A 25,908-nucleotide genomic window follows, 5' to 3' on the forward strand; every position below is an offset into this window, starting at 1 on the left:
GCGGTCGGAAGATAGTTTTGCGAGAGGGAGCCTCGGGCTGTCACGAAAGGGGATCCGTGGTAAAAAACCACGGATCCCCTTTCGTGACTGGGCGCCCGCGAGCGACCGAAGCAAAACTATCTTCCGACCGCGGGCGAAAAACTAGCCCTCGTAGCCGCCCGGGTTCTTCTGCTGCCAGTTCCACACGTCGCGCGTCATGTCGTCGATGGTGCGGGTGGCCTTCCAGCCGAGCTCGCGCTCTGCCTTCGCCGGGGTGCAGTAGGTGGCGGCGAGGTCGCCCTCGCGGCGCGGCTTGATGGCTTTGGGCAGCTCCTTGCCTGCGGCCTTCTCGAACGAGGCGACGAGCTCGAGCACGCTGACAGGGTTGCCGGTGCCGAGGTTGTACGAGACGAGGCCGGCCTCGGCCTTCTCGAGCGCCTTGACGTGGCCCTCGGCGAGGTCGACGACGTGGATGTAGTCGCGCTGGCCGGTTCCGTCGGGGGTGTCGTAGTCGTTGCCGAAGATGCCGATCTCGGGCAGCTTGCCGACGGCGACGCGGGCGACGAACGGCATGAGGTTGTTCGGGATGCCCTTGGGGTCTTCGCCGACGAGGCCCGACTCGTGCGCGCCGACCGGGTTGAAGTAGCGCAGCAGGGTGACGTTGATCTCGGGGTTGGCCTTCTGAATGTCGGTCAGGGCGACCTCGTTCATGAGCTTCGACTTCGAGTAGGGGTTCGACAGCGCGACGAGGTTGCGGGTCGCCTCTTCCGTGAAGGGCAGGTCGGCGGGATCCGAGTAGACAGTCCCCGTCGACGAGAACACGAACGACGAGATGCCGCGGGCGAGGCCGACGCGCAGCAGCGCGTACGTGGTGTCGAGGTTGTTGGCGTAGTACTCGAGCGGCTTCTGCACCGACTCGCCGACGGCCTTGAGCGCCGCGAAGTGGATGATCGCGTCGAACGGGCCGTGAGCGTCGAACGCGCTCTCGACGACCTCGTCGTCGGCGGCATCGCCGGTGACGAGCGGGATGGAGGTGCCGGTGATCTCGGCGATGCGCTCGGTGACGACGGCTGAGGTGTTCGACAGGTCGTCGAGCAACACGGGCTCGTGCCCGGCCTCGATGAGTGCGATCGCGGTGTGGGTTCCGACGTATCCGGCTCCGCCGGCTAGAAGTACTCGCATGCCTCCACCCTACCGGGGCGTCAGCACTCCCCCAGATTCTTCGAGGTAGCAGGTGCCACACAGCGACTCATATGTCACGAAGTGTTCATCCCGCACCGCTGCCGTGGCGGCGTCGATCGCGACCTGATCCCCATCGAACACGAACTCGCCGCCGATCTTGCGCGCATTGAACAGGGCCTTGCGCCCGCAGCGGCAGATGGTCTTGAGCTCTTCGAGCGAGTGCGCGATCTCGAGCAGGCGCGCGGATCCGGGGAACGCCTCGGTCTGAAAGTCGGTGCGGATCCCGTAGGCCATCACCGGGATGCCGTCTTCGACGGCGATGCGGAACAGGTCGTCGACCTGCCGCGTCGACAGGAACTGCGCCTCGTCGACGAGTAGGCACGCGACGTCCTCGCGCGTCTCGCCCTCGAAGAGGGCATGGGATCCGCGGTTCTGGATCCGCTCGCGTTCGCTCGCGAACAGCTCACGGACGCTCGCATCGGGGGCGACGAGGAAGTCGACGTCGCGCGTGACGCCGAGGCGCGACTCGATTTTCTCGGCGCCCTTCGTGTCGATCGCGGGCTTGGCGAGGAGGACGGCTTGGCCGCGCTCCTCGTAGTTGTACGCGGCCTGCAGGAGCGCGGTCGATTTGCCGGAGTTCATCGCGCCGTAGCGGAAATACAGTTTGGCCACCGGACTACTTTAGCGATCCCGTGCTTCGGAGATGGCCCCGAAGTGCGGACCGCAGGCCCCGAAGGATCCGCAGTTCGGGGCCATCTCCGCAGTTCCGGCGCACGAAGAATCGCCGCCGGGCGTACCCGACGGCGATTCTTACGTGGATCAGACCTGCAGGCCGAGCTTCTCGGCCGTGCCGGCCTCGGTCTCGATCGCGAGCGACGTCTTGTCGTTCAGCGTCACGCCATAGGTCGGGATCAGGGCCTTCAGCTTCGGCTCCCACTCGCCCTTGTGCTCGGGGAAGCAGGTGTTCAGCAGGTTAAGCATGATCGACACGGCCGTCGATGCGCCCGGCGAGGCGCCGAGGAGGCCGGCGATGGACCCGTCGGCCGACGAGACGACCTCGGTGCCGAACTGCAGCTTGCCGCCCTTCATGACCTGCGCGCGCTGGCCGGCCTGGATGAGCTCCCAGTCGGCGCCGTCGGCGGTCGGCATGAACTCGCGGAGGCTCTCGATCTTCTTCTCGCGGCTCTTCATGAGCTCGGAGACGAGGTACTTCACGAGGTCGAGGTTCGTGGCGCCGACCTTGAGCATCGAGCCCAGGTTCGACACGCGCACCTGGCGCACGATGTCGAGCCAGCTACCCGTCTTCAGGAACTTCGGGCTGAATGTCGCGAAGGGGCCGAACATGAGCGAGCCCTCGCCGTCGACGCGGCGGGCGTCGAGGTGCGGGACCGACATCGGCGGGGCACCGACCGCGGCCTGCGAGTAGACCTTCGCCTGGTGCTGCGCGACGAGCTTGGGGTCGGAGGTCTTGAGGAACTGACCACCGATCGGGAAGACGCCGTAGCCCTTGATCTCGGGGATGCCCGAGCTCTGCAGGAGCTTGATGGCCCAGCCGCCGGCGCCGACGAAGACGAACTTCGCGTTGATGCGGCCCGGGCCGCTGCCGATGCGGTTGCGGAACGTGATGTCCCACGTGCCGTCGGCCTTCTTCTTCAGCTTCTTCACCTCGTGGTTGAGGCGAACCTCGGCACCCTGCGAACGCAGGTGGTCGAAGAGCTGGTGGGTGACGGATCCGAAATCGACGTCGCTACCGGCGGGAACGCGCGTCGCGGCGAAGACCTCGCCCTTCTTGCGCTTCTGCATGAGAAGCGGCGCCCACTGGTTGATGACGCGCGAGTCTTCGCTGTACTCGATGCCCTTGAAGAGGGGCTGCTTCTTCAGCGTCTCGTAGCGTGCCTTCAGGTAGGCGACGTCCTTCTCGCCCTGCACGAAGGTCATGTGCGGGGTCGAGTTGATGAAGGTCGAAGATTCCTTGAGGATGCCCTTGTCGATGAAGCTCGACCAGAGCTGGCGGCTCACCTGGAACTGCTCGTTGATGCCGACGGCCTTCGACGGGTCGGATGCGTCGGGCATGTAGTTCAGCTCGCAGAGCGCCGAGTGTCCGGTGCCCGCGTTGTTCCAGGGGTTCGAGCTCTCGAGCGCGACATCGCCCAGGCGCTCGAACGCCACGATCTTCCAATCGGGCTGCAGTTCATTGAGGAGAGTGCCCAGGGTGGCGGACATCACGCCGCCGCCGATCAGCACGACATCTACGGATTCAGTCACGGTCTATAACCCTACTCCTGGGCGCCTGGGCGTGAGTTCCACGTCCAGGCGCCCAGGGGTGCGCGATTTACGCCTGTGCGACCACGAGCTCGGCGATCTGAACCGTGTTCAGCGCCGCGCCCTTGCGCAGGTTGTCGTTCGAGATGAACAGCGAGAGGCCCTTGCCCTCCGGCGCCGACTGGTCGGGGCGGATGCGGCCGACGAAGCTCGCGTCCTTGCCCGCAGCCTCGAGCGGCGTGGGCACGTCGGCGAGCTGGACGCCCGGCGCGGTGCTGAGGATCTCGCGGGCACGATCGGCCGAGATCTCGTCGCGGAACTCGGCGTTGATGTTGAGCGAGTGGCCCGTGAACACCGGTACACGCACGCAGGTGCCGGAGACGCGCAGCTCCGGGAGCTCGAGGATCTTGCGGCTCTCGTTGCGCAGCTTCTTCTCTTCGTCGGTCTCGCCGAGGCCGTCGTCGACGAGGTTGCCGGCGAGCGCGATCACGTCGAACGCGATCGGAGCAACGTAGTTGTTCGGCGCGGGGAAGTCGACCGCGGATCCGTTGTGCGCGAGCTGGCGGATCGTGCCCTGCGCGACCGCGTTTTCGACCTGGCCCGCGAGCTCCTCGACACCCGAGAGACCGGATCCGGAAACCGCCTGGTAGGTCGACACGATGAGGCGCTCAAGGCCGGCCTCAGCGTCGAGCACCTTCAGAACGGGCATGGCCGCCATCGTCGTGCAGTTGGGGTTCGCGATGATGCCCTTGACGGCGTTCTTGATCGCGTGCGGGTTGACCTCGCTGACAACGAGGGGAACCTCGTCGTCGCCACGCCATGCGCTCGAGTTGTCGACGACGGTCGCGCCGGCCGCGGCGAAGCGCGGGGCGTGCTCCTTCGAGGGGCCGCCACCGGCCGAGAACAGCGCGACGTCGATGCCGCCGAGCTCGTCGCTGTTAATGTCTTCGATCGTCACCTCGACGCCGCGGTAGCTGAGCGTCTTGCCGGCGGAACGCGGCGAGGCAAACAGGCGCAGATCGCGAATTGGGAAATCGCGCTCGTCGAGAATCTCGAGCAGCTTGCCACCGACCTGACCGGTAGCGCCGACGACGGCGAGCGAAACTCCGGATTCAGCAATGCGTGCCATGGGTATCCTCGTGGTTCAGTGACGGAAATTCCCTTGATTCTACCGGTTCTGGGGCCCACACCGTCCCCTCCCCACCCGGCGCCCCTGCCCCCGTGTACACAACGACGCAAATTTTGCGCCGAGGTGGCCTCTACCCCGGCATTCACCGCAATTCAGCGAAAAATTTGCGTCGTTGTGTACGGGGGGCCGGCGGCCGGGGCGGTTCGGGGCTACGGCTTTGGCGCGGCGATGTATGTGTAGAGCGGCACTCGGTCGGCGACGCGGTTATAGAGGCGCTGCGCATCGGTGTTCGCCTCCGAAGTGATCCAGCGAACCTCGCTCAGGCCTTCTTCGCTCGCGACGCGCTGCAGGTTGGCGATCAGCGCGGACCCGATCCCTTCCCCGCGCAGCTCCGGATCCGTGAACAAGTCGTCGAGGAAGGTGGCCGTCGCTCCTCGCGACGGGCGCGCGAACCGGCGCCAGTGCGCGATTGCGGCGGGACGACCATCGTGGATGGCAATGTGGCCAACGAGCTCGTGCGCCGGATCCGTCAGCCAGCCCCATACGGTCTCGATCACACGCTCGTCCGGCTCCATGCCGTAGAAATCGCGATACCCGCGGAACAAGCGGCCCCATGCCTCTTTATCGTCGGAGGTGACGGTGCGGATAGCGATCTCGGCAGTCATGCGGTCCAGAGTAGCCGGTGGCGGGAACGCGAAGACGCCGCCCCGTCGGAACGGGGCGGCGTCTTCGCGAGTCGGTTTAGCGGCCGGTGCCGGCGTAGACCGTGGCTTCGATGTCGCTGTCGAGGCCGTAGGCCGTGTGGACGGCGCGGGCGGCGCCGTCGAGGTCGGTGTCGCGGAGGACGACCGAGATGCGGATCTCACTCGTCGAGATCATCTCGACGTTGATGCCGTTGCTCGAGAGCGCCTCGAAGAGCGTGAGCGAGACGCCCGAGTGCGAGCGCATGCCGGCGCCGACAACCGAGAGCTTGCCGATCTGGTCGTCGAACACGACCTGCTCGTAGCCGAGGTCATCCTGCTCTGCCTGGAGTTGCTTCGCGACGGCCGCGCCCTCCTCCTTCGGGAGGGTGAACGAGATGTCGGTGCGGCCGCGGCTCGCCGACTGCACGTTCTGCACGATCATGTCGATGTTCGCGCCGGTCTTCGCGACGCGGGTGAAGATCGCCGACGCCGATCCGGGCACGTCGGGAACGCCGACGAGCGTGATCTTCGCCTGGCTGCGGTCGATCGCGACGCCCGCGACGACGGGCTCTTCCTTACCGATGACGTCGGACATTTCTTCTCCCTTGGAGTGGTTCGGCGCGGTCATGCCCTTGCCGAGAACGTACGTGCCCTCGTTCGACGTGAAGGTCGAGCGAGCGTGAATGAGGACGTTGTGGCGGCGAGCGTACTCGACGGCACGGATGTAGAGAACCTTGGCGCCGTTGGCGGCGAGCTCGAGCATCTCGTCGGCGTCGATGGTGTCGAGCTTCTGGGCGAGCGGCACGACGCGGGGGTCACACGTGAAGATGCCGTCGACGTCGCTGTAGATCTCGCAGACGTCGGCCTCGAGGGCCGCGGCGAGCGCGACGGCGGTCGTGTCGGATCCGCCGCGACCGAGGGTCGTGATGTCGCGGGTGTCGCGGTTGAAGCCCTGGAAGCCGGCGACGATGACGATCGCGCCCTCGTCGAGTGCCTCGCGCAGGCGCACGGGCGTGACGTCGAGGATGCGGGCGTGGCCGTGCTCGGCGGTCGTGATCATGCCCGCCTGGCTGCCCGTGAAGGAGCGCGCCTCGTAGCCCATGCCGTGAATCGCCATGGCGAGGAGCGCCATCGAGATGCGCTCGCCGCTCGAGAGCAGCATGTCGAGTTCGCGCGGGGCGGGCGTCGGGGCGACGGCGCCGGCGAGGTCGAGAAGGTCGTCGGTCGTGTCGCCCATCGCGCTGACGGCCACGACGACGTCGTTGCCCGCGCGGCGGGTGTCGACGATTCGCTTCGCGACGCGCTTAATGCTCTCCGCATCCGCGACCGACGAACCACCGAACTTCTGCACGATCAATGCCACTATGACGCTCCTGGAGTGATCAGAATGCGCGCGGAATCGCGCGCCTGGTTAGTTTATGCCGTGCGACCGGCAAGCTCAGAATCGGCCTATGCCGAGCGGCGGCCCGCGAAGGCGCGGCCGAGAGTGACCTCGTCGGCGTACTCGAGGTCGCCGCCGACGGGGAGGCCGGATGCGAGCCGCGTCACCGCGATCTCCATGTCGCCCATGAGCCTGCTGAGGTACGCGGCGGTCGCCTCGCCCTCGAGGTTGGGGTTCGTCGCGAGGATGATCTCCTGCACCGTGCCATCGGCGAGGCGCGTCATGAGCTCGCGGATGCGCAGCTCGTTCGGGCCGACGCCCGCCATCGGGTTAATCGCGCCGCCGAGCACGTGGTAAAGCCCGCGGAACTCGCGCGTGCGCTCGATTGCCGAGACGTCCTTCGCGTCTTCGACGACACAGATCAGCGTCTGGTCGCGGCGCGGATCGCGGCAGATTGCGCACAGCTCGGCCTCGGACACGTTGCCGCACCGCTCGCAGAACTTCACGCGCTCGCGGACCTCCGCGAGGAGCTTGGCGAGGCGCGAGACGTCGAAGCTCGGCGTCTGCAGAATGTGGAACGCGATGCGCTGGGCCGACTTCGGGCCGACGCCGGGCAGACGCCCGAGCTCGTCGATCAGTTCCTGGACGATTCCGTCGTACATGGGTGGTCTTTCTGGTTACTGGAACCGCGTCGGAGGCGTGTAGTCCTCCTCGTGGAGGAACGTCGCGCCGAGCTTCTGGCGCACGACGGCCTCGCCGTAGCGCTGCACGCCCTCGTCAAGCTGAATCTGACGAGACTGCACCGTCGGGCCCGTGTAGGCGGGCTCCTCCGGCGGGTACTCGTCGTACGGATCCGGCGGCACTTCGTCGTCCGGAATCGCGTCCGCGCCGCCCGAGAACGGCGGCGGCGCGACGGCGGGGGCGCCGTATCCGGGGGCGGCCGGCGCCGCGGGTGCCGTCGCGAGCGAGGCCGGGGCGGCGGATCCGGGAGCAGCGGGTGCGGTTGCGGCCGGCGCGGATGCGGGAGCGGTCGCGAGCGATGCCGGGCTGGCGGATGCGGGGGCGGCGGGAGCCGTCGCGACCGACGCGGGGGCCGCGGATCCGGTGCCGGCAGGCGCGGACACGGTCTCCGCGGGCGCGGAAGACGCGTGCGACGACGGTGCCGCGGATCCCGAGGGGGCCGCGCCAGGTTCGGCGGCCCGCGCCGCGGCCGCGGCCGATTCGGGTGCGGCCGCGGGTGCGGCTCCGGGGATCTGTGCGACGGCCCATCCCGTTGTCGGTGCCGCCTGGGGCTCGGGTCGTGCGGCGGGGGCCGGCTGCGCGGCGGCGCCACCACCGGCGGGCGGTCCCTGCGGTGCGGGCGCGGATCCACCGGGGCCGCCGTCTCCCGGGATGTGCTTCGCGACGAAGCGCACGCGGATGTCGAAGACCTTCTCGATCGCGTCGCGCAGGTCGGCGCTCGGGCCGGATCCGTCGGCGGCGCGCGTCTTGAACTGCGCGAGGTCGCCGGGGTTCGTGAACGCGAGGCGGACGATGTCGTCCTGCACGCCCGCGGGCGCCGCGGCCTGCAGCACGAGCCAGGTCGCGCGGTTCGACTTCTCGACATCCGCGAGGATCCGTGGCCATGCGGCGCGCAGGGACTCGCCCGTGAACGGCTCCGGATCCGCGGCCGGCGCGGCGTCATCCGCCGGCTCCTCTTCCGCCGACTCGTCGGCGGGCGGCTCGCCGACCGGCGCGGATTCCTCCGGCACGGACGGGGGCGCGGACTGGTCGGGCTCGGACTGCTCGGCCTCGCTCGGCGCGGGTTCTGACTGCGGGGCCGCCTCCGCGGACTGCCCCGGTGCTGCGGTCGCCCAGGCGGCGCCCGGGACCTCGTCGGACTCGGGCGGGCCGGCGGGAGCCTGCGGTGCGGTGGATTCGGGGCCGGCCTCGGACGCGAGCTCGGCCTGAGTCTGAGCATCCGGCTCTGCGTCGGCGGTCGGTGCCTGCGCGGGAACCTCGCTCGCGTCTGCACCAGGTGCCGCCGCAGGCGAAGCCGAAGGGGCGGCGACCGGTGCTGCAACGGGCGAAGCCGCGGGAGCAGCGACCGGAACAGCCGCAGGAGCAGCCGTCGGAGCTGCTACCGGAGCAGCCGTCGGTGCCGCAACCGGAGCTGCCGTAGGCGCCGCGACCGGAGTTGCCGTAGGAGCATCTACTGCGTCGGGCGTCGGAGCGGCGACCGAGTCGACCACGGGGGCAGCCGAAGGCGCGGCGGCCGGTGCCGCAACGGGCGCAGCCGTCGGAGCCGCGGGCGCAGCCGTCGGAGCCGCGGGCGCAGCCGTCGGGGCCGCTACCGGAGCAGCCTCGGGAGCCGCGACCGGAGCGGCCACGGAAGAAGTCGCGGGTGCGGCAACGGGAGTCGCCGCGGGCCCAGCCGCCAACGAAGCCGCAGGAGCAGGCGAAGGCACGGCACCAGCAGCAACAACAGGAGACCCCACAGCCCCATCCGCTGTCAGCACGCGCGCGATCATCAGCTCGAGCTGCAGGCGCGGCGACGTCGCGCCGACCATGCCGTCGAGCGCGGCGCTCACGAGGTCGGCGGCCCGCGAGAGGCGCGCGACGCCGTACGCCGCGGCCTGACCGGCCATGCGCTCGAGCTCGTCGGCGGGCAGGCCTCGCAGTACGGTGGCTGCCTGGTCGCCCGTGGCGGCGATGACGATGAGGTCGCGCAGCCGCTCGAGCAGGTCGTCGACGAAGCGCCGCGGATCCTGCCCCGTCTGCACGACGCGATCGACCGCCGCGAAGGCGGCCGCGGGCGAGCCCGCCGCGAAGGCGTTCACGACCTCGTCGAGCAGCTCGCCGTGCGTGTAGCCGAGGAGCGAGACGGCGCGGGCGTACGAGACGGTGGCGCCCTCGGATCCGGCGATCAGCTGGTCGAGGATCGACAGCGTGTCGCGCGGCGAGCCGGTGCCGGCGCGCACGACGAGCTGCAGCACGCCGGGGTCGGGCGTGATGCCCTCCTCGGCGCAGAGCTTCTCGACGTACTCGAGCATGACCGCCGGCGGCACGAGCCGGAACGGATAGTGGTGGGTGCGCGAGCGGATCGTGCCGATGACCTTCTCGGGCTCGGTCGTCGCGAAGATGAACTTGACGTGCGGCGGCGGCTCTTCGACGAGCTTCAGCAGCGCGTTAAAACCGCCCGACGTGACCATGTGGGCCTCGTCGATGATGAACACCTTGTAGCGGTCGCGCGCGGGGGCGAAGATCGCCCGCTCGCGCAGGTCGCGGGCGTCGTCGACACCACCGTGGCTCGCCGCGTCGATCTCGACGACGTCGAGCGAACCGCCGCCGCCGCGCGAGAGCTCGACGCAGCTCGGACACACGCCGCACGGGGTGTCGGTCGGACCCTCGGCGCAGTTCAGGCAACGCGCCAGAATGCGCGCCGACGTCGTCTTACCGCACCCGCGCGGGCCCGAGAACAGATAGGCGTGACCGATGCGGTCATTGCGCAGAGCCGTCATCAACGGATCGGTCACCTGCGATTGACCGATCATCTCGGCAAAGGTCTCGGGCCGGTAGCGGCGATACAGGGCTGTGCTCACGAATCCAGCCTACGGGGGACGTCCGACAAACGAGTCAGAGCTCCTCCATCCACGGCGGCACAATCGCGTTCGGGCGGGTGCCGTCGTCGAGCACGGGGCGGCGCAGCGTCGGCTTGCCCTCGCGGACCGGGCCCTGGTCGGCAAGCTCGATCACGACGGTCTCGCCCGGCGCGACCTCGTAACGCGCGCCGCGCACGGCGAACGGCACACCGGATCCGGTGCCCTCTTCGCGCGCCGAGACCTCGATCTCCTCGCGGCGAATCGAGACGTCGATCGTCGTGCCGTGCCACGCGAGCGGGAACGACAGCTCCGGCCAGTCGGCGGGAAGGCGCGGGTCGAAGCTCAGCTCTCCCCCCGCGTCGCGCATGCCGCCGAAGCCGCACACGAGGCTCATCCAGGCGCCGCCGGCCGCGGCGATGTGCACGCCGTCAGACGAGTTCTTGTGCAGGTTCGCGAGGTCGACGAACAGCGAGTGCTCGAAGTAGTCGCGCGCCAGATCCTGGTACCCGACCTCGGCCGCCATGACCGACTGCGCGACGCCCGACAGCGTCGAGTCGCCCGTCGTCAGCGGGTCGTAGTACTCGAAGTCGGCGAGCTTCTCGGCCTGCGTGAACTCGCCGCTGAGCAGGAACTCGGCGAGCACGATGTCGGCCTGCTTCAGCACCTGGAAGCGGTAGATCACGAGCGGGTGGAAGTGAAGCAGCAGCGGGCGCTGCGACACGGGGGTGTTCTCGACGTCCCAGATCTCGCGCTCGAGGAAGAGCGCGTCCTGCGGGTGGATGCCCGAGTCCTCGTGGAACGGGATGTGCATCGCGTGCCCCGCGGCCGCCCAGTGCTCGGCCTCGTCCGGCTCGAGCGAGAGGCGATCGGCCATCGCGCGATAGCGGGCGGGGTCGCGGTGCTCGAGCTCGCGCACGACGTAGGCCGCGGCGCGCAGGTTAAAGCGCGCCATCGCGTTCGTGAAGAGGTTGTCGTTGACGACGGTCGTGTACTCGTCGGGCCCCGTGACGCCGTGGATGTGGAACGACTCGTCGCGCCAGAAACCCAGCGTCTGCCAGAGGCGGGCAGTCTCGACCAGCAGGTCGATGCCCTCGTTGGCGAGGAACTCCTCGTCGCCGGTCGCCCGCACGTACTTCACGAGGGCATAGGCGACGTCGGCGTTGATGTGGTACTGCGCGGTACCGGCGGCGTAGTACGCCGATGCCTCCTCGCCGTTGATGGTGCGCCACGGGATGAGGGCGCCTGCCTCGTTGACCTGCGCCGCCCGCCGGCGCGCGGCCGGGAGCATCGCCAACCGCGCGCGGAGCGCGTTGCGCGCCCACCACGGCGAGGTGTAGTCGAGGAAGGGCATCACATAGATCTCGGTGTCCCAGAAGTAGTGACCGCTGTATCCGGACCCGGTCATGCCCTTCGCGGGCACGCCCCAGCCGTCGGCGCGTGCCGACGCCATCGCGACCTGCAGGAGGCACCAGCGGGTGGCCTGCTGCAGATCGTCGTGGCCCTCGATCTTGACGTCCGAGCGGTCCCAGAACGCGTCGAGCCAGCTGCGCTGGCGGGCGATGATCTCGTCGATGCCCGACACCAACGCGCGGTCGATCGTGCGGCGGCCGCGGTCGATCAGCTCGGCCGCCGGCACGCCGCGCGACGTGTGGTACGACACGTACTTCGTGACGGTGATCGGCACGCCGGCCTTCGCGTTGATCCGGAACACGTTCTTCGCGATATCGGGCTCGATAAGGCCGCGCGACTCGTACTCGTTCTCGGTGTCGACGACGTGGTCGGCGACGACCGCGAGGGTCATGCCGCTCGACGCCGTGCGGTACGACAGCGTCGACTGCGAGCCGACCTGCCAGTGCTCCTGCGGGATCAGCACGCGCTCGGAGATCTGTTCGGTCTTTCGCGGATCCGCGACCCCGGCGGTGCCGGCGGCGTGCGCGGCCGCGGGGCGGCCCCCGTAGACGTCTTCGCCATCCTGGCGGTTGATGATGTGACAGTTGACGACGACGGGCGCGTCGGCGTTCAGCACCGTGACCTTCATCTGCAGCACGGCGAGGTGGCGCTCCTCGAACGACACCATGCGCCGCGACTCGAGCAGGACCTCCTTGCCCGAGGGCGTGGTCCAGCGGATCCGGCGGTTCTGCGTCGCGTCACGGAAGTCGAGGCTGCGCTCGTATTCGGTGATCTCGGCGATGTCGATCGACATCGGCTCGTCGTCGACGTAGACGCGCATGATCTTCGCGTCGGGCACGTTGACGATCGTCTGGCCGACCTCGGCGAAGCCGTAGGCGTTCTCGGCGTGACGGATCGGCCATGTCTCGTGGAAGCCGTTGATGTACGTGCCGTACTCGTGCGCGTGACGCCCCTCGGGGTAGTCGGCGCGCATGCCGAGGTAGCCATTGCCGACCGCGAAGTTGGTCTCGGTGACCCCGAGATCCGATTCGTCGAAGCGCGTCTCGACGAGCCGCCAGGGGTCAACAGGGAAGCGTTCGCGGTCGATCATTCGGTTCCTTCCAGCAGTTCGGAGAGGTCATTCACGATGAGGTGCGCGCCCGCGGCGCGGAGGGCATCGGCCCCGGCGCCGCGATCGACGCCGATGACGAGCCCGAAGCCACCCGCGACGCCCGATTCGACGCCGGCGATCGCGTCTTCGACGACGACCGTGCGGGCCGGATCCACGCCGAGCTCGCGCGCGCCCTCGAGGAACACGTCGGGCGCGGGCTTCGACGGCAGGTGCTTCGTCTCGGCGGTGACGCCATCGACGATCACGGGGAAGCGGTGGATGATGCCGGCGGCCTCGAGCACGGGCCGGGCGTTCTTCGAGCTCGACACGATCGCGACGGGGATCCCGGCTGCCTGCAGCTCGATCACGAGGGCCAGCGAGCCGGGGTACGGGGCGATGCCCTCGCGCTCGAGCACCGCGAGGAACGCGCCGTTCTTGCGATTCCCGACGCCGCACACGGTGTCGTGCTCGGGCGGATCGTCGGGGTGGCCCCACGCCAGCTCGACGTTGCGGCTACGCAACAGCGCCGAGACCCCGTCATAGCGCTTCTTGCCGTCGATGTACGCGTAGTAGTCGTCGTCGGTGTAGGGCGGCGAGATCTGCCAGGCGGCGAAGAGCGCGTCGAACATCGTCTGCCAGGCGCGCATGTGCACGTCGGCCGTCGGGGTGATCACCCCGTCGAGATCGAAGAGCACGGCGTCAAAGTTCGTCAGCCTGGTGGCGAGGTGGTCAGTCACGGGTTTTCTCCCGTCGGAGGAGTCAGCTTGCCTTGGTGCCCAGCATAGGGGTCATTCTTGCGCCGCGGCCAACGTCTGGCGCGCGATCTCGACCTCCTCATCCGTTGGCACGACGAGCACCGCGACGCGCGAGGCGTCGGACGAGATCCGGGTGATCTCGCCGCGCTTCGCGTTCTCGTTGCGTTCGGCGTCGATCTCGACGCCCGCGAACTCGAGCCCGCGCAGCGCCGCAGCGCGGATGTGGGCGACGTTCTCGCCGACCCCGGCCGTGAAGCTGATGACGTCGGCGCCGCCGAGCTGCGCAAGATAGGCACCGGCGTAGGCACGCAGGCGATGCGTGTACACGTCGATCGCGAGCTGCGCCTCGGCCTCGCCCGCCTGCGCGCGCGCCGTGAGGTCACGCATGTCGTTCGCGCCGGCGAGGCCAACGAGTCCGCTGCGCTTGTTCACGAGGTCGTCGAGCTCGTTGGTCGTGAGGCCGGCGCGGCGCTGCAGGTGGATGAGCACGGCGGGGTCGATGTCGCCCGTGCGCGTGCCCATCACGAGCCCCTCGAGCGGCGTGAAGCCCATCGAGGTGTCGACGGAACGGCCGCCGTCGACGGCCGTCACCGACGCTCCATTCCCCAGGTGGAATACGACCTGCTTGAGCTCGGAGTTCGGCCGGCCGAGGTAGGCCGCGGCCGCCTCGCTGACGAACTTGTGGCTCGTGCCGTGGAAGCCGTAGCGGCGAATGCGGTGCTTCTCGGCCGTCTCGCGCTCGAGCGCGTAGGTATATGCCTCCGGCGGCATGGTCTGGTGGAACGCCGTGTCGAAGACGGCGACGTGCGGCACGGCGTCGAACGCGCGGCGCGCGGCGCGGATCCCCTGGAGCGCGCCCGGGTTGTGCAGCGGCGCGAGGAACGACAGGTCGTCGATGTTGATCTCGACGAGGTCGTCAATGAGCGTCGCCTCGAAGAAGCGCGCACCGCCGTGCACGACGCGGTGGCCGACCGCGACGGGCGCGTGCTCGGTCAGCGAGGGCCCGTGGTTCGCGAACGCGTCGAGCATGAGGCGGAAGCCCGCCGTGTGGTTCGGGATGGGGCGCTCGATCTCGAACGGCTCCCCCGCGGTCTTGTGCTCGGCGTGGCCCGCGGCCTCGCCGATGCGCTCGACGAGGCCGGACGCGAGCACGCGCTCGCCGTCCATCTCGATGAGCTGGTACTTGAACGACGACGAGCCGCTGTTGACGACGAGGACGACAGACATGTCAGCTCTCCTGTGCCTGGATGGCGGTGATGACGACGGTGTTGACGATGTCGTCGACGAGCGCGCCGCGAGACAGGTCGTTGATGGGTCGGTTGAGGCCCTGCAGCACGGGGCCGATCGCGACGGCGCCGGCCGAGCGCTGCACGGCCTTGTAGGTGTTGTTGCCCGTGTTGAGATCCGGGAAGACGAACACGGTCGCCCGACCCGCGACGGCGGATCCGGGCATCTTCGCCTTCGCGACGGCGACGTCGGCCGCCGCGTCGTACTGAATCGGGCCCTCGATCGGCAGCTCCGGCGCGCGCTCACGCGCGAGCCGGGTCGCCTCGCGAACCTTCTCGACGTCGGCGCCGGATCCGGATTCGCCGGTCGAGTACGAGAGCATCGCGACCCGAGGCTCAATACCGAACTGCGCGGCGGTGCCCGCGGACGAGATCGCGATGTCGCTCAGCTGCTCGCTCGACGGATCCGGGATCACGGCGCAGTCGCCGTAGACGAGCACGCGGTCGGCGAGCGCCATGAGGAACACGCTCGAGACGACCGAGACGCCTGGGCGGGTCTTGATGATCTCGAACGAGGGCCGGATCGTGTGGGCCGTCGTGTGCGCGGCGCCGGACACCATGCCGTCGGCGTCGCCCATGTGCACCATCATCGTGCCGAAGTACGACACGTCGGTCACGAGGTCGGCGGCCTTGTCGTACGTCATTCCCTTGTGGGCGCGCAGGCGCGCGTACTCGGTCGCGAAGCGGTCGACGTAGACGGGGTCGAAGGGGCTGAGCACCGCCGCCTCGCGGATGTCGAGGCCGAGCTCAATCGCGCGGGCGCGAACCTCGAACGGCTCGCCGAGGATCGTGAGCTTGGCCACGCCGCGCTCCAGCAGGATCGCGGCGGCCTTGAGGATGCGGTCGTCGCCGCCCTCGGGCAGGACGATGTGGCGGCGGTCGGCACGGGCGCGCTCCATGAGCTGGTGCTGGAACATGATCGGCGTCACGACGGTCGCGTTCGCGACGCCGAGCACGCGCACGAGCTCGGTGATGTCGACGCTCTGCTCGAACAGGCTGAGGGCGCGGTTGTAGCGCTGCGGGCTCGACGCTGCCAGACGGCCGCGCGCCGACATGATGCGCATCGCCGTCGGGTAGGTGTCGCCCGCCGCGCGGATGATCGGGATCGACGTCGCGAGGCCGTCGACGAGGCGCTGGAGCGGCTCGGGGATCTCGAAGGGGCCGTTCAACACGATGCCGGCGAGCGACGGGAAGGTGCCCGAGCTGTTGGCGCTCAGCGCCGCCAGAAGCGCGTCGCCGCGGTCGGCGGCGATGAGCACGACGTCGCCCTCGTCGAGGCGCGGCAGGATGTTCGCCATCGACATGCCGGCGACGGTGACGCCGAGCGCCTCGCGGGCGAGGAGCTCCTCGTCGCCCTTCACGAGCTCGCCGTCGACGGCGCGCAGCACGTCGGCCATCGTGGGCGCGACCAGCAGGCGGTCCTCCGGCAGGGCCCAGACCGGGGCGCCGGGCGTGTGCTGCGCGACGGCTTCGATGATGTCGTCGGTGTGGTCGGCGTGAGCGCGGTTCACGACCGTCGCGGCCAGCTCGGCGTTGCCTCGGCGAAGCTCGCCCACGGCGAGCGAGGCGAGCTGCCCGATCTGCTGGGCGGTGCGCGCCTCGGTGGATCCGAGCCGCTCGGTGTGCCCCTGCAGCTGGCGGCCGCTGAGCACGAGCAGGACGGGCGTCGCGAGGTTCGCCGCGATGCGGGCGTTGAACGCCAGCTCGGCGGGGCTGCCGACATCGGTGTAGTCGCTGCCGAGCACCACGACGGCGTCGCACTGCGCCGCAACCCGAGTGTAGTGCTCGACGATCTTGACGAGCGCGGCCTCCGGATCCGCCCGCACGTCGTCGTAGGTCGCGCCGATGCATTCGTCGTACGCGAGGTCAACGCCGTCGTGATCGAGCAGCATCTCGAGCACATAGTCGCGCTCAGCGGTCGAACGCGCGATCGCGCGGAAGACTCCGACGCGGGGCGTGACCCTGCTCAGCGAATCGAGAACACCGAGGGCCACGGTCGATTTGCCGGAATGACCCTCTGCAGACGTGATGTAGATGCTTCTCGCCACGGGGACCACGCTACCCCGGGCGGCCCCGCCCTGGACGCGTTCGGGGCAAGAATCAGGGGGTACAAAAAAGACTCTCCGCGTACCCAACAGAGCCCGGTTACCCTTGCTACGTTTCCGTCCTGGGGGAGTTGGCCTGGGTGTCGTCACGCGGAGAGCCGATACCAGCCTAACAGGGTCATCGGGCTCTTTCCGACACTAGGCTGAGAGCGATGTCTGAGACGACGCTGACGCCAGAGCAGTTCCACGCGGCCACCGAGCAGATCACCGCCAATATGCGCCGGGTGATCGACGGGAAGGACCACGCGATACAGGCCGTGGTCGTCGCGATCCTCGCGGAGGGCCACCTGCTCATCGAGGACGTGCCGGGCGTCGGCAAGACGGTGCTCGCCCGCGCGCTCGCGTCGTCGATCCACGCCGAGGTGCGACGGATCCAGTTCACGCCCGATCTGCTGCCGGGCGACGTCACGGGCGTCAGCATTTTCAACCCCGTGAGCCGTACCTTCGACTTCTCGCGCGGCGCGGTGTTCGCGAACGTCGTCATCGCCGACGAGATCAACCGCTCGTCGCCCAAGACGCAGTCGGCGCTGCTCGAGGCGATGGAAGAGCGCCAGGTGTCGGTCGACGGCGTCACCCACGCGCTGCCGACCCCGTTCCTCGTCGTGGCGACGCAGAACCCGCTCGAGATGGACGGCACCTACGCGCTCCCCGAGGCCCAGCTCGACCGCTTCATGATGCGCACGTCGATGGGCTACCCCGACACCGACGCCGAGCAGCTGATGCTGCGCCAGCGCGACACCGGCAACCCGCTCGCAGACCTCCGCCCCGTGATCGACCTCGACGGCGTCGGCCGCCTCATCGACTTCGTGCGCCGCGTGCACGTGTCGCCCGTCGTCGAGCGCTACGCCGTGCTGCTCGCGCAGGCGACCCGATCCCACGAGGCCCTCCGCCTCGGCGCGAGCCCCCGCGCCACGCTGCAGCTCGTGCGCGCCGCGAAGGCGCGCGCCGCCCTGCAGGGTCGCGCCTTCGTCGTTCCCGATGACATCGCGGGCCTCGTCCGCCCCGTCTTCGCGCACCGCCTGATCCCCGCGCACCGGCCCGCGTCGGTTCACGGCTCGGATCCGGTCGTCGCGGCGCTCGACGAGATCCTCCAGCGCATCGCTGTCCCCGCCTCGGCATGACGACGATCGGCGCGCGGTTCCGCCCCACGTGGCGCGGTATCGGCATGCTCGCCGTCGCCCTGTTCTTCACCATCGCCGGCATCGCGTTCTCGCGCATCGAGCTCGTCTATCTCGCCACGGCGCTCGCGCTCGCGGTGATCCTCGCGTGGCTCGCGGTCGCGATCGCCCGCGCGCCGAGGAGCGTCGAGCGGAACCCCGAGGCCGACCTCGTCGCCGCCGGCGACCCCCTCCGGATCCTCACCCGCATCGACACCCGCGCGGCCTTCGACGACGCGCGGGAGCTCGTCTCCCCCGGCCTCGCACTCGTCTCGTCGAGCCGCAACGCCGCGGGCCTCGCGAGCGTCGTCGTGCCCGCGCGGCGCGGCGTACACCGCGTCGGTCCGCTGCGCCTCGAGCGGCTCGCGCCGTTCGGGGCCGCGATTCGCCGCCTCTCGGCCGGCGGATCCATCGACATCGTCGCGGTGCCGCCCATCGTCGCGCTCGCGCCGCTGCGGTCGGCCGGATCCGCGGGCGACGATGCCGCGCGCCCCGGCCCCCACGGGCAGGGCACCGACAACCTCATCCCCCGGCCGTACGCGCCCGGCGACTCCATCCGGCGCGTGCACTGGCGCGCCTCCGCGCACCACGGCGACCTCATGGTGCGAGAGGAGGAGCGGGAGCAGACCGCGTCGGCAACGGTCGTGATCGACACGGATCCGACGAGCTGGCCCGATGCCGACGCGTTCGACCGCGCGCTCAGCGCGCTCGTCTCGATCGCCGCCCGCCTGCACGGCGATGGCTTCCTCGTGTCGGTTCGCACGAGCGGCGGATCCGTGCTCGGCGATATCGCCCGCGCCGCCGATCTCGAGCGCGTGCTCGTCGCGTGCGCGCGCCTCGAGACGAGCGAGGCCCCGCTCGCGCGCTTCGTCGAGACCGGCGTCGTCGTCGCGATCGGCCGCGCCTCCTGGGCGCCCACGACGCCCGCGCCGCACATCCTGCTCGCGCCCGCGCCCGTCGCCTCCCCCGGCTGGCGGCAGGCGCCCCTCGGCGACGACATCGCCGAGTCGTGGGCCGCCGCGATCTCCGAGGTGCCGCGATGAACAAGCCCCGGATCCTGCCCCATCTCGCGGTGATCGCCGCCCTCGTGACCGCGATCCTGCCGCTCACGACGCTGCTCGACACGGGCTGGTTCGTCGCCTCCGTCGCGATCATCGTCGCGATCGTCGCCGTCGGCTACGCCGGCCGCTGGGTGCGCGGATCCGTCGCCATCTCGGCGCAGGCGCTCGTGTGGTTCGTCGGGATCTGGTGGGCATATCCCGGCGGGATCGGCGACCTCGTCGGCATCGGCGGCTGGGGCCTGCCCCGCGTGCTCGAGTCGGCGGGCGCGCAGATCCTGACGAGCGTCGCCCCCGTCGCCGTGGGCGCGCCCCTGCGCTTCGCCCTCGTCGGCGCGATCGGCCTGCTCGCGATCCTCGTCGACGCCTCCGCGAACTCGTGGCGCATGCCGCTCGTGTCGGCGCTGCCGCTCGCGGCGGTCTTCATCGCGCCGCAGATCGCGGTGCCGCGCGACGACCACCTTCTCTACGCGATCGTCTTCGCGATCGCCCTGCTGCTCCTGATCGCGTCCCGCGGATCCGCCGAGCCGCGCAGGCGCTCGAGCGTCGCGGCCGTCGCGATCGTCGTCGTCGCGGCCTGCGTCGCCGTCGTCGCGGCGCCGCTCGTGCCCTACGCGCCCACGACCGGCATTGCCCTCTACACGCGCCCGACGAGCGTCGACGTCTCGATCGAGCTCGGCGACGACCTGCGCAATCGCTCGAACGTCGAGGTGATGCAGGTGCGCACCAACCTGCTCGTCGCGCCGTACCTGCGGCTCGCGACGCACACCGGCTTCGGCGACGACGGCTGGCAGGTCGACACGGGCGGCACCACGCCGCTTTCCGAGGGCTTCGACGACGTCGAGGTCGCCGACGGCATCGAGTCCACCGCCCGCACGACGTGGGTCGACCAGGTGCGGCTCGATACCCTGTTTCTGCCGCTGCCCGAGAACACCTTCGACGTCGACGGCGCCGGCGACGGCTGGCAGATCCTGGCAAGCAACCGCACGGCGCGCACATCGAGCGGCACGACCCAGGGCATCGACTACGCGGCGCGCTCGATCGACCTCTCGCCCACGCGCGAGCAGTTCGAGGCGCTGCGGACGACGGGCGCGCCCGATGCCGCGCTTGAGCTGACCGACGAGGTCTTAAGCGGCACGATCGGCAGCACTGCCGCGACCGTGACCGCCGATGCCCGCACCCCCTACGACCGCGCCATCGCGCTGCAGTCGTGGCTGCGCTCGAGCGAGTTCACCTACTCGCTCGATACCCCCGTGACCGACGGCTTCGACGGCAGCGACGCCGAGGCGATCGAGACCTTCCTCGAGGTGCGCGAGGGCTATTGCGTGCACTTCGCGAGCGCGTTCACGCTCATGGCGCGCTCGGTGGGGCTCCCCACCCGCATCGCCGTCGGCTATCTGCCGGGCGTCGCGACGGGCGATCGCGTCGACGGCCGCCCCGTCTACTCGGTGACCGCCGACCGCCTGCACGCCTGGCCCGAGGTGTACTTCGACGACATCGGGTGGACCCAGTTCGATCCCACGCCCTCGGTCGCGCAGGCGCAGAACGTCACCGCGGTCGAGAGCGACCCCTCGGATCCGGAGCCCGAGGCTCCCGCTCCCTCCGCCGCCGCGGAGGACGAGCCCGAGCCGCAGGCGACCGAGACCGCGTCGGCGACCCCGACGCCGACCGAGACTGCGGCGACGACGCCCCAGGCCGAGCGCGACGACGCGAACCCCTGGTGGATCCTCGTCGTCGCCGCCGCGATTATCGTGCTCGGCGCGCTCCCCTGGGCCGCGCGCCGGGTCACCCGCGCGCTCCGCCTCGCGGCCGCTCGCCGAGGCGACGCCGTCGCGGCGTGGCGCGAGGTCGTCGCGATGGTCGACGACGCTCGGATCCCCCGGGGCCGCGCCCTCTCGGAGCGCGCGCTCGCGCGGGCGCTGCTCGCGGATCCGGTGCGCCTCGCGCCCGCGGGGCCGGAGGCTACGGCGCTCGCGGCGCTGCTCGGGGCCGTCGAGCGCGCGCGGTACAGCGGATCCGCCGCGGGCGCGGGTGACCTGTCGCCGCACCTGCGCGCCTTGGCGCCGGCCCTGCGGCCGGCCTGGCGGGGCCTCGCGCCGCGCTCGCTCTGGCGCCGCTAACACCACAAAAGCCCGACCTGACCGGTCGGGCTTTTGCGATATATGGCGGTGCCTAGGGGATTTGAACCCCTGATGCAAGTTACCCCGCATACACGGATTCCAGCCGTGCTCCTTAGGCCGCTCGGACAAGGCACCGTCGAATAGTCTACGACATCGGCACCCGTGCCCTCGACCGCGCGCACCCCGGGCGTGGCACGGGGCGGGCGCGATCAGCTCGCGTCTTCGGGCGCCTCGGTCTCGTCCGTGGCGGGCTCGTCGGTCTCGTCTTCGGCCGGCTCGTCCTCGGTGCTCGGGAGGTCGCCGTCCGGGAAGTCGAGGGCGAGCTCGCCCGACGAGAACGAGGCGGTGGGGTCGACGCCCTCCTTCAGCGTCGCTTCGCGCTCGACCATCGTCGTCTGGCCCGCGACGCTCAGCGTGAGCGTCGTCGTGCCGACGGGCACCGAGACGTAGTCGATGTGGCCGGGGCCGTCGAAGCTGCTCCGCGAGGTGTCGGCCTCGGCGATCGAAATCGCCGCCTGCTCGTCGTTCGAGTTCACGGCCAGGTCGAATTGGAAGGATTCGATCCGCAGATCGCCCCAGCTCTCGTCGCTCGACTTGTTGATGTCGTAGGTCCAGTCAATGGCCGCCCAGGTGCGTCCCTCGGGCGCCCAGCCCTTCTCGGGCTGCCACGGCGTGAGCTCGACCGAGTCGATCTGCACGTCGTAGGAGACGGTGTCGACGATGTCCTGCTCCAGCCAGTCGAGCCAGGTCTGGAACTCCGACGAGTCGATCTTCAGCACGTGGTGCGGCTCCTGGCGCGTGACGTCGCGGTAGTAGGTGGCCGTCACCGGGTCGTCGGCGCGCTCGCCCGTCAGCAGGTCGACGAACTGGTCGTGACCGTCGGACGAGACGACGAGCTGTGCCGAGCCGTCGGCTGGCACCGAGAGCAGGATGCGGTCGGCATCGCTCCCCCGCAGCTCGGCCACGTGGGTCTGCGTGCCGTTGATCTTGAGCGACAGGTCGGTCGACGGCGCGCCCTCGGTGTCAGACGCGACGAACGCGAAGTCGATCACGCGGAGCACCTCGCCCTCGGCCGGGCCGTAGGGCAGGATCTCGGTCGTGGCCTCGTCGTACTTCTGCTCGAGGCCCACGGCGTCGGCGTCGATATCGCTGAGCTCGTCGACCTGGTTGATCGTCAGTGTGCCGGCGGGCGTCGTGACGGTCTTGTTCGTCGGCCGGACGGTGTTCACCGTCGTCAGGTCCTTCGAGACGCCCTGGTAGAAGAAGCCCGACGTGACGCGGTACTCGTAATTGGGCTCGGGCGTTTCCGTCTCCTGCGGTTCGTCGGTGTCGCCGGACAGCGCCGCGTCCTGCGTCTCGTCGCCGTCGCTGAAGCTCGCGGCATCGTCGTCTGCGGCGCAGCCGGTCAGCAGCAGCGCCGACAGCGCCGTCAGGCCGATTCCGGTGCGGATCCAGGTCGTTCGTGTGTGGAGCATGATTTTCCTCTCGGGGCGTTCGGTTACCTATACGTCGCGACCGGGATCCAAAAGGTTGCACGCGACGCGAAAAACTTTTAGCCGCTCACGCGGATGTCGTGTCTGACCTCGAGCTCGGTGCCGTCGGGCGCGACCGCGCGCAGCACAATCTCGGCGGATCCGGCTCCCGTCGCCGTCACCTCGACGCTGTCTTCGTCGGCCACCTGCCGGTGGTTCGGCAGCGTCCACGCCCACGACGTGGCGCCCTCGACGACCGCGGTGAACTCGGCTCGCTCGCCCACCGCGATCTCGTCCGGCCCCTCGATCTCGATCGATGCGCCGCTGACCGCGGACACCGGATCCGGCGACCCCGCCAGGTTCAGCCCCGCGATGAGCCCGCCCGCGAGCGCCGCGACGACGAGCACCGCGGCGACGATGACGAGGGCCCTGCGGCGGCGCGGCCTCTCCTTCGCCGGCAACGGATCCTCCGCGGGGCGCGCGGGCTCGGGCTCGGGCGGCGCGAGCGCCTGCTCGACGTCGGCGAGCCACTCGCGCGCGTTGGGGTGGCGCTTCTCGGGCCGCGCGTGCATTCCACGGGCGAGCACCCTCTTGAGGGCCAACGGGATGCTCGTGCCCTCGGCCAGCCAGCCGATGAGGGCCGACATCGCCCAGATGTCGGCGCGGATGTCGACGACGCCCGGCCCGTCCTGCTCCGGCGGACGGAACCCGGCCGTGCCGCCCGCGACCGTGAGGCCGGATCCGAGCGCGAGGTCCTTGCACATGCCGAGGTCGGCGAGCACCAGTCGCTCCTCCGGCCGCACGACGGGGCTCGGCGGGCGGGAGTCGGGCGTGACCCGCCGCGACGACAGCAGGATGTTGCCGGGGCTCAGGTCGCGGTGCACGAGGCGTGCCCGGTGGATGTCGGCGACGCCCGCCGCGAGGGGCCGCGCGAGCGCGAGAAGGTCGTCGGTCGTCGCCTTCCATCCCTGCTTGCGCAGGCTCTCGACGCGCGAGCTCAGGGTGCCGCGGTCGGCATGCTCCATCACGAGGTAGGGCTGGAACTTCTCGGACTCGCCGATGTCGTAGACCGCGACGACGTTCGCGCCGCCGACGCGCCGGAGCGCCCGCCCCTCCGAGATAAACCGCTCGCGCAGCTCGGGGTTCAGGCTGTGATTCTCGGCGAGGATCTTGATCGCGACGGTGTCGCCGAGGCGCTCGTCGGTCGCGCGGTGCACGGTCGCGTACGACCCGACCCCGATCGCGGCCTCGACCTCGAAGTGCGCCAGCTTCCAGCTCATCGCGCGGATCCGCCGGCCTCGCCGCACAGGGATCCGGCGACGAGCGCGCGGCCCCTGCTGATCTGCGACTTGACGGTTCCCACCGAGCGCCCGAGCGCCTCGGCGACCTCCGCGTAGCTCAGCCCGTCGATATCGCGCAGTACGACGGGCTCGCGGTAGAGCTCGGGCAGCTGCGCGAGCGCCTGCTGCACCGTCGTGCGGGCCGCGATGATCGAACTCATCCGCTCCCCCGGCAGCATCTCCTCGTCGAGGGGCACGCCCTCGCGCTGGCGCCGCAGGTAGTCGGCGACGCGGCGCTGCACGATCGGGTAGACCCAGCTCGTGAACTTCGCCCCGTGCCGGAACGAGCCGATCGACTCGACGATCGAGATCAGCGCGTCCTGCGAGACGTCGTCGATCGCCGTCTGGTCGAGCAGCATGCGGCCGGCGAAGCGGCGCACGCTTCCGGATCCGTCGAGCACCTCGATGAGGATCTCGAGCGCGCGCCGGTTGCCGGCTGCGTATTCCGCGAGCACGTCGAGCGCCTGATCGGCCGCGCCCTCCGCGACGAGCTCGCTCGTCAGGCCGCCCACCGTGCGAAAATCGCCCGCGTCGAGCGCCTGGCGCAGCTCCGCATGATCAGGTTTCTCCCCCAAAACCGACATACGGAAATCCTAGCCGAGCGGCGGATTGTCCGATTTTCGGCGCTATCCCGCGCGGAAGAGGTGGACCGTGCCGTCGTCGTCGACCGTCGCGACGGCGCCCCCGCGGGCGTCGACGAAGGATCCGGGCAGGGCCTCGCTTCGCGCCGCGCCCGTGCGGTCGACCGCGAGAACGCCGTCGCCCGCCGTCCAGATGTAGTCGCCGTCGATCGCGACGGCGGTGGTGAGGGCGCCGGTCTCGGCGCCCGGCAGCGCCGGGGATCCGTCGAAGGTGATCGTCTCGCCCGACGCGTCGACCCATGCGACGAGGTCGTCGCTCACGACAGGGTCGACGGCGAAGCGCCCCATCGAGACCGTCTCGCCGGTCGCGACGTCGATGATGTCGGTCTCCGGATCCTCGGCCGCCGCGTACTGCGCGTTCGCCTGCCGCGGGATCCAGCTGCCGGACGCGCCTCGCCAGCGCTCGTCGCCCGAGGCCGCGTCGAACGCGGCGAGCGCACCGTCCGCCTCGCCGAGGATCGCGTCGCCGGCGACGCTCACGAGGTGCGCGTCGCGGGTGGTCCACCGCACGGATCCGTCGGACGCGTTCGCGACGAGCGCGACGGTCGCGTCGCCGCCGCCGTCGAGCTGCGCCTCGACCTCGACGACGATGCTGTCGGCGTTCGCGTCGACGACGGTTGTGTGCATGCTGATGCCGGAGATGTCGTCGCCGAGCTGGTCGGTGAGGTCGCTCGTCCACATGATCGCGCCGTCGGCGGGGTTGATCATGGCAATGCCGGCGCGATACGGATCGTCCATGCACTGCGTGCCACCGCCGCAGAGGTTGCCGAAGATCGGCACGACGTAGCCGTCGGCGGATCCGCGCTGTACGGCGCCGCCTGCGAACTCGAGGAGGCCACGGCCGAAGCCGTGGTCGAGGACGATCTGGTACGACTCATACGTCGTGATGTCCCACGAGAGCTCGCCCGTCGCGGTGTCCCACGCGTCGACGCCGATGATGCGCTCGGGGCCGGGTCGGGTCGCGAGGAGCTTGCCGCCCGCGAGGCCGACGACGTCGGATCGATCGGCCTCGGCATACGTCGGCGCACCTGAGAGCTCGACGGGCGAGAGGCTGAGGTTGCTCGCCGCGGCGCCGTCGTAGACCGCGGATCCCTCGGTTGTCGGTGCCGCTCCCGTCGGCTCCGGCCCGAGCCCGGGGAAGTTCGAACACCCCGCCGCCAGGAGAGTCGCCGCAACGACTCCGACGATCGCCAACGCGCGCACAGACTTCTGCTTCACCACGCCCTCACCGTAGCGGACGAAGATGGCGCGCACGCGTCTGTAGGCTAGCGGGCAGG

At 70.1% G+C, this 25,908-nt stretch carries 19 protein-coding genes, 1 tRNA gene and 1 other RNA gene; 3 read left to right on the top strand and 18 right to left on the bottom strand.

Annotated elements, in window-relative coordinates; translation table 11 throughout:
- Positions 1–141: 141 nt before the first annotated feature.
- The 13 genes from galE to ffs all read right to left on the bottom strand — a co-directional run bounded on the left by galE (position 142) and on the right by ffs (position 16,946).
- Positions 142–1,161: a UDP-glucose 4-epimerase GalE gene (galE, locus tag DTO57_RS09690; RefSeq protein WP_114118033.1), complete on the bottom strand. Its 1,020-nt coding sequence runs from the start codon at positions 1,159–1,161 to the stop codon at positions 142–144.
- Between the two features lie 9 nt (positions 1,162–1,170).
- Entirely contained in the window at positions 1,171–1,833 is a 663-nt protein-coding gene (locus DTO57_RS09695) for a thymidine kinase (RefSeq protein WP_114118034.1), read from the bottom strand.
- A 147-nt stretch (positions 1,834–1,980) separates the two neighbouring features.
- Positions 1,981–3,426 carry a malate dehydrogenase (quinone) gene (mqo, locus tag DTO57_RS09700; RefSeq protein ID WP_114118035.1) on the bottom strand — a complete coding sequence of 482 codons (1,446 nt, stop codon included), beginning with the start codon at positions 3,424–3,426 and terminating at the stop codon, positions 1,981–1,983.
- A 67-nt stretch (positions 3,427–3,493) separates the two neighbouring features.
- The gene (locus DTO57_RS09705; protein ID WP_114118036.1) at positions 3,494–4,552 is read right to left on the bottom strand and encodes an aspartate-semialdehyde dehydrogenase; all 1,059 of its coding nucleotides are present in this window, start codon (positions 4,550–4,552) and stop codon (positions 3,494–3,496) included.
- Positions 4,553–4,761: 209 nt separating this feature from the next.
- Positions 4,762–5,217: a GNAT family N-acetyltransferase gene (locus DTO57_RS09710; RefSeq protein ID WP_114118037.1), complete on the bottom strand. Its 456-nt coding sequence runs from the start codon at positions 5,215–5,217 to the stop codon at positions 4,762–4,764.
- Between the two features lie 76 nt (positions 5,218–5,293).
- Positions 5,294–6,598 carry an aspartate kinase gene (locus DTO57_RS09715; protein WP_114118038.1) on the bottom strand — a complete coding sequence of 435 codons (1,305 nt, stop codon included), beginning with the start codon at positions 6,596–6,598 and terminating at the stop codon, positions 5,294–5,296.
- A gap of 86 nt (positions 6,599–6,684) precedes the next feature.
- Entirely contained in the window at positions 6,685–7,278 is a 594-nt protein-coding gene (gene recR, locus DTO57_RS09720; protein ID WP_114118039.1) for a recombination mediator RecR, read from the bottom strand.
- Positions 7,279–7,293: 15 nt separating this feature from the next.
- Entirely contained in the window at positions 7,294–10,197 is a 2,904-nt protein-coding gene (locus tag DTO57_RS09725) for a DNA polymerase III subunit gamma and tau (protein WP_114118040.1), read from the bottom strand.
- 34 nt (positions 10,198–10,231) lie between these two features.
- Positions 10,232–12,697, bottom strand: coding sequence for a glycoside hydrolase family 65 protein (locus DTO57_RS09730; RefSeq protein ID WP_114118041.1), 2,466 nt, complete (start codon positions 12,695–12,697; stop codon positions 10,232–10,234).
- A complete protein-coding gene (locus DTO57_RS09735) occupies positions 12,694–13,434 on the bottom strand; it encodes an HAD family hydrolase (RefSeq protein ID WP_114118042.1) in 741 nt (246 codons plus the stop codon). The genes DTO57_RS09730 and DTO57_RS09735 overlap by 4 nt, the downstream gene beginning before the upstream one ends.
- A 51-nt stretch (positions 13,435–13,485) precedes the next feature.
- Entirely contained in the window at positions 13,486–14,679 is a 1,194-nt protein-coding gene (locus DTO57_RS09740; protein WP_114118043.1) for an acetate/propionate family kinase, read from the bottom strand.
- A 1-nt stretch (position 14,680) separates the two neighbouring features.
- Positions 14,681–16,786, bottom strand: a complete 2,106-nt coding sequence (gene pta, locus DTO57_RS09745) for a phosphate acetyltransferase (protein WP_114118360.1) — start codon at positions 16,784–16,786, stop codon at positions 14,681–14,683.
- Positions 16,787–16,849: 63 nt separating this feature from the next.
- An RNA gene (gene ffs, locus DTO57_RS09750) (signal recognition particle sRNA small type) lies at positions 16,850–16,946 on the bottom strand.
- Positions 16,947–16,995: 49 nt separating this feature from the next.
- Between ffs and DTO57_RS09755 the strand changes: the two genes are divergently transcribed.
- Genes DTO57_RS09755 through DTO57_RS09765 form a run of 3 tightly spaced genes read left to right on the top strand, consistent with a single transcriptional unit; the run spans position 16,996 to position 21,178 of the window.
- Positions 16,996–17,964: an AAA family ATPase gene (locus DTO57_RS09755; RefSeq protein ID WP_114118044.1), complete on the top strand. Its 969-nt coding sequence runs from the start codon at positions 16,996–16,998 to the stop codon at positions 17,962–17,964.
- The gene (locus DTO57_RS09760) at positions 17,961–19,043 is read left to right on the top strand and encodes a DUF58 domain-containing protein (RefSeq protein WP_114118045.1); all 1,083 of its coding nucleotides are present in this window, start codon (positions 17,961–17,963) and stop codon (positions 19,041–19,043) included. Before DTO57_RS09755 ends, DTO57_RS09760 begins: the two co-directional genes overlap by 4 nt.
- Positions 19,040–21,178 carry a transglutaminase TgpA family protein gene (locus DTO57_RS09765; protein WP_162785731.1) on the top strand — a complete coding sequence of 713 codons (2,139 nt, stop codon included), beginning with the start codon at positions 19,040–19,042 and terminating at the stop codon, positions 21,176–21,178. Before DTO57_RS09760 ends, DTO57_RS09765 begins: the two co-directional genes overlap by 4 nt.
- Positions 21,179–21,221: 43 nt before the next feature.
- On the opposite strand, the gene DTO57_RS09770 is transcribed toward DTO57_RS09765, so the two are convergent.
- From DTO57_RS09770 to DTO57_RS09790, 5 genes are all read right to left on the bottom strand, one after another.
- Positions 21,222–21,313: transfer RNA gene (locus DTO57_RS09770), tRNA-Ser, on the bottom strand.
- A gap of 74 nt (positions 21,314–21,387) precedes the next feature.
- Positions 21,388–22,653, bottom strand: coding sequence for a hypothetical protein (locus DTO57_RS09775; RefSeq protein ID WP_114118047.1), 1,266 nt, complete (start codon positions 22,651–22,653; stop codon positions 21,388–21,390).
- 77 nt (positions 22,654–22,730) lie between these two features.
- A complete protein-coding gene (locus tag DTO57_RS09780; protein WP_114118048.1) occupies positions 22,731–23,930 on the bottom strand; it encodes a serine/threonine-protein kinase in 1,200 nt (399 codons plus the stop codon).
- Positions 23,927–24,574: an RNA polymerase sigma factor gene (locus DTO57_RS09785; protein WP_114118049.1), complete on the bottom strand. Its 648-nt coding sequence runs from the start codon at positions 24,572–24,574 to the stop codon at positions 23,927–23,929. The genes DTO57_RS09780 and DTO57_RS09785 overlap by 4 nt, the downstream gene beginning before the upstream one ends.
- A 42-nt stretch (positions 24,575–24,616) precedes the next feature.
- Complete coding sequence (locus DTO57_RS09790; RefSeq protein WP_114118050.1) at positions 24,617–25,885, bottom strand: outer membrane protein assembly factor BamB family protein; 1,269 nt, start codon at positions 25,883–25,885, stop codon at positions 24,617–24,619.
- Positions 25,886–25,908 lie beyond the last annotated feature (23 nt).

The sequence above is a fragment of the Microbacterium sorbitolivorans genome (genome assembly GCF_003327285.1).
Taxonomy (GTDB): Bacteria; Actinomycetota; Actinomycetes; order Actinomycetales; family Microbacteriaceae; genus Microbacterium; species Microbacterium sorbitolivorans.

Coding starts and splice junctions, on each gene's coding strand:
- galE (WP_114118033.1), bottom strand. CDS start 1,161: ATGCGAGTACTTCTAGCCGGCGGAGCCGGATACGTCGGAACCCACACC.
- DTO57_RS09705 (WP_114118036.1), bottom strand. CDS start 4,552: ATGGCACGCATTGCTGAATCCGGAGTTTCGCTCGCCGTCGTCGGCGCT.
- DTO57_RS09710 (WP_114118037.1), bottom strand. CDS start 5,217: ATGACTGCCGAGATCGCTATCCGCACCGTCACCTCCGACGATAAAGAG.
- recR (WP_114118039.1), bottom strand. CDS start 7,278: ATGTACGACGGAATCGTCCAGGAACTGATCGACGAGCTCGGGCGTCTG.
- DTO57_RS09730 (WP_114118041.1), bottom strand. CDS start 12,697: ATGATCGACCGCGAACGCTTCCCTGTTGACCCCTGGCGGCTCGTCGAG.
- DTO57_RS09740 (WP_114118043.1), bottom strand. CDS start 14,679: ATGTCTGTCGTCCTCGTCGTCAACAGCGGCTCGTCGTCGTTCAAGTAC.
- DTO57_RS09755 (WP_114118044.1), top strand. CDS start 16,996: ATGTCTGAGACGACGCTGACGCCAGAGCAGTTCCACGCGGCCACCGAG.
- DTO57_RS09760 (WP_114118045.1), top strand. CDS start 17,961: ATGACGACGATCGGCGCGCGGTTCCGCCCCACGTGGCGCGGTATCGGC.
- DTO57_RS09765 (WP_162785731.1), top strand. CDS start 19,040: ATGAACAAGCCCCGGATCCTGCCCCATCTCGCGGTGATCGCCGCCCTC.
- DTO57_RS09775 (WP_114118047.1), bottom strand. CDS start 22,653: ATGCTCCACACACGAACGACCTGGATCCGCACCGGAATCGGCCTGACG.
- DTO57_RS09780 (WP_114118048.1), bottom strand. CDS start 23,930: ATGAGCTGGAAGCTGGCGCACTTCGAGGTCGAGGCCGCGATCGGGGTC.
- DTO57_RS09785 (WP_114118049.1), bottom strand. CDS start 24,574: ATGTCGGTTTTGGGGGAGAAACCTGATCATGCGGAGCTGCGCCAGGCG.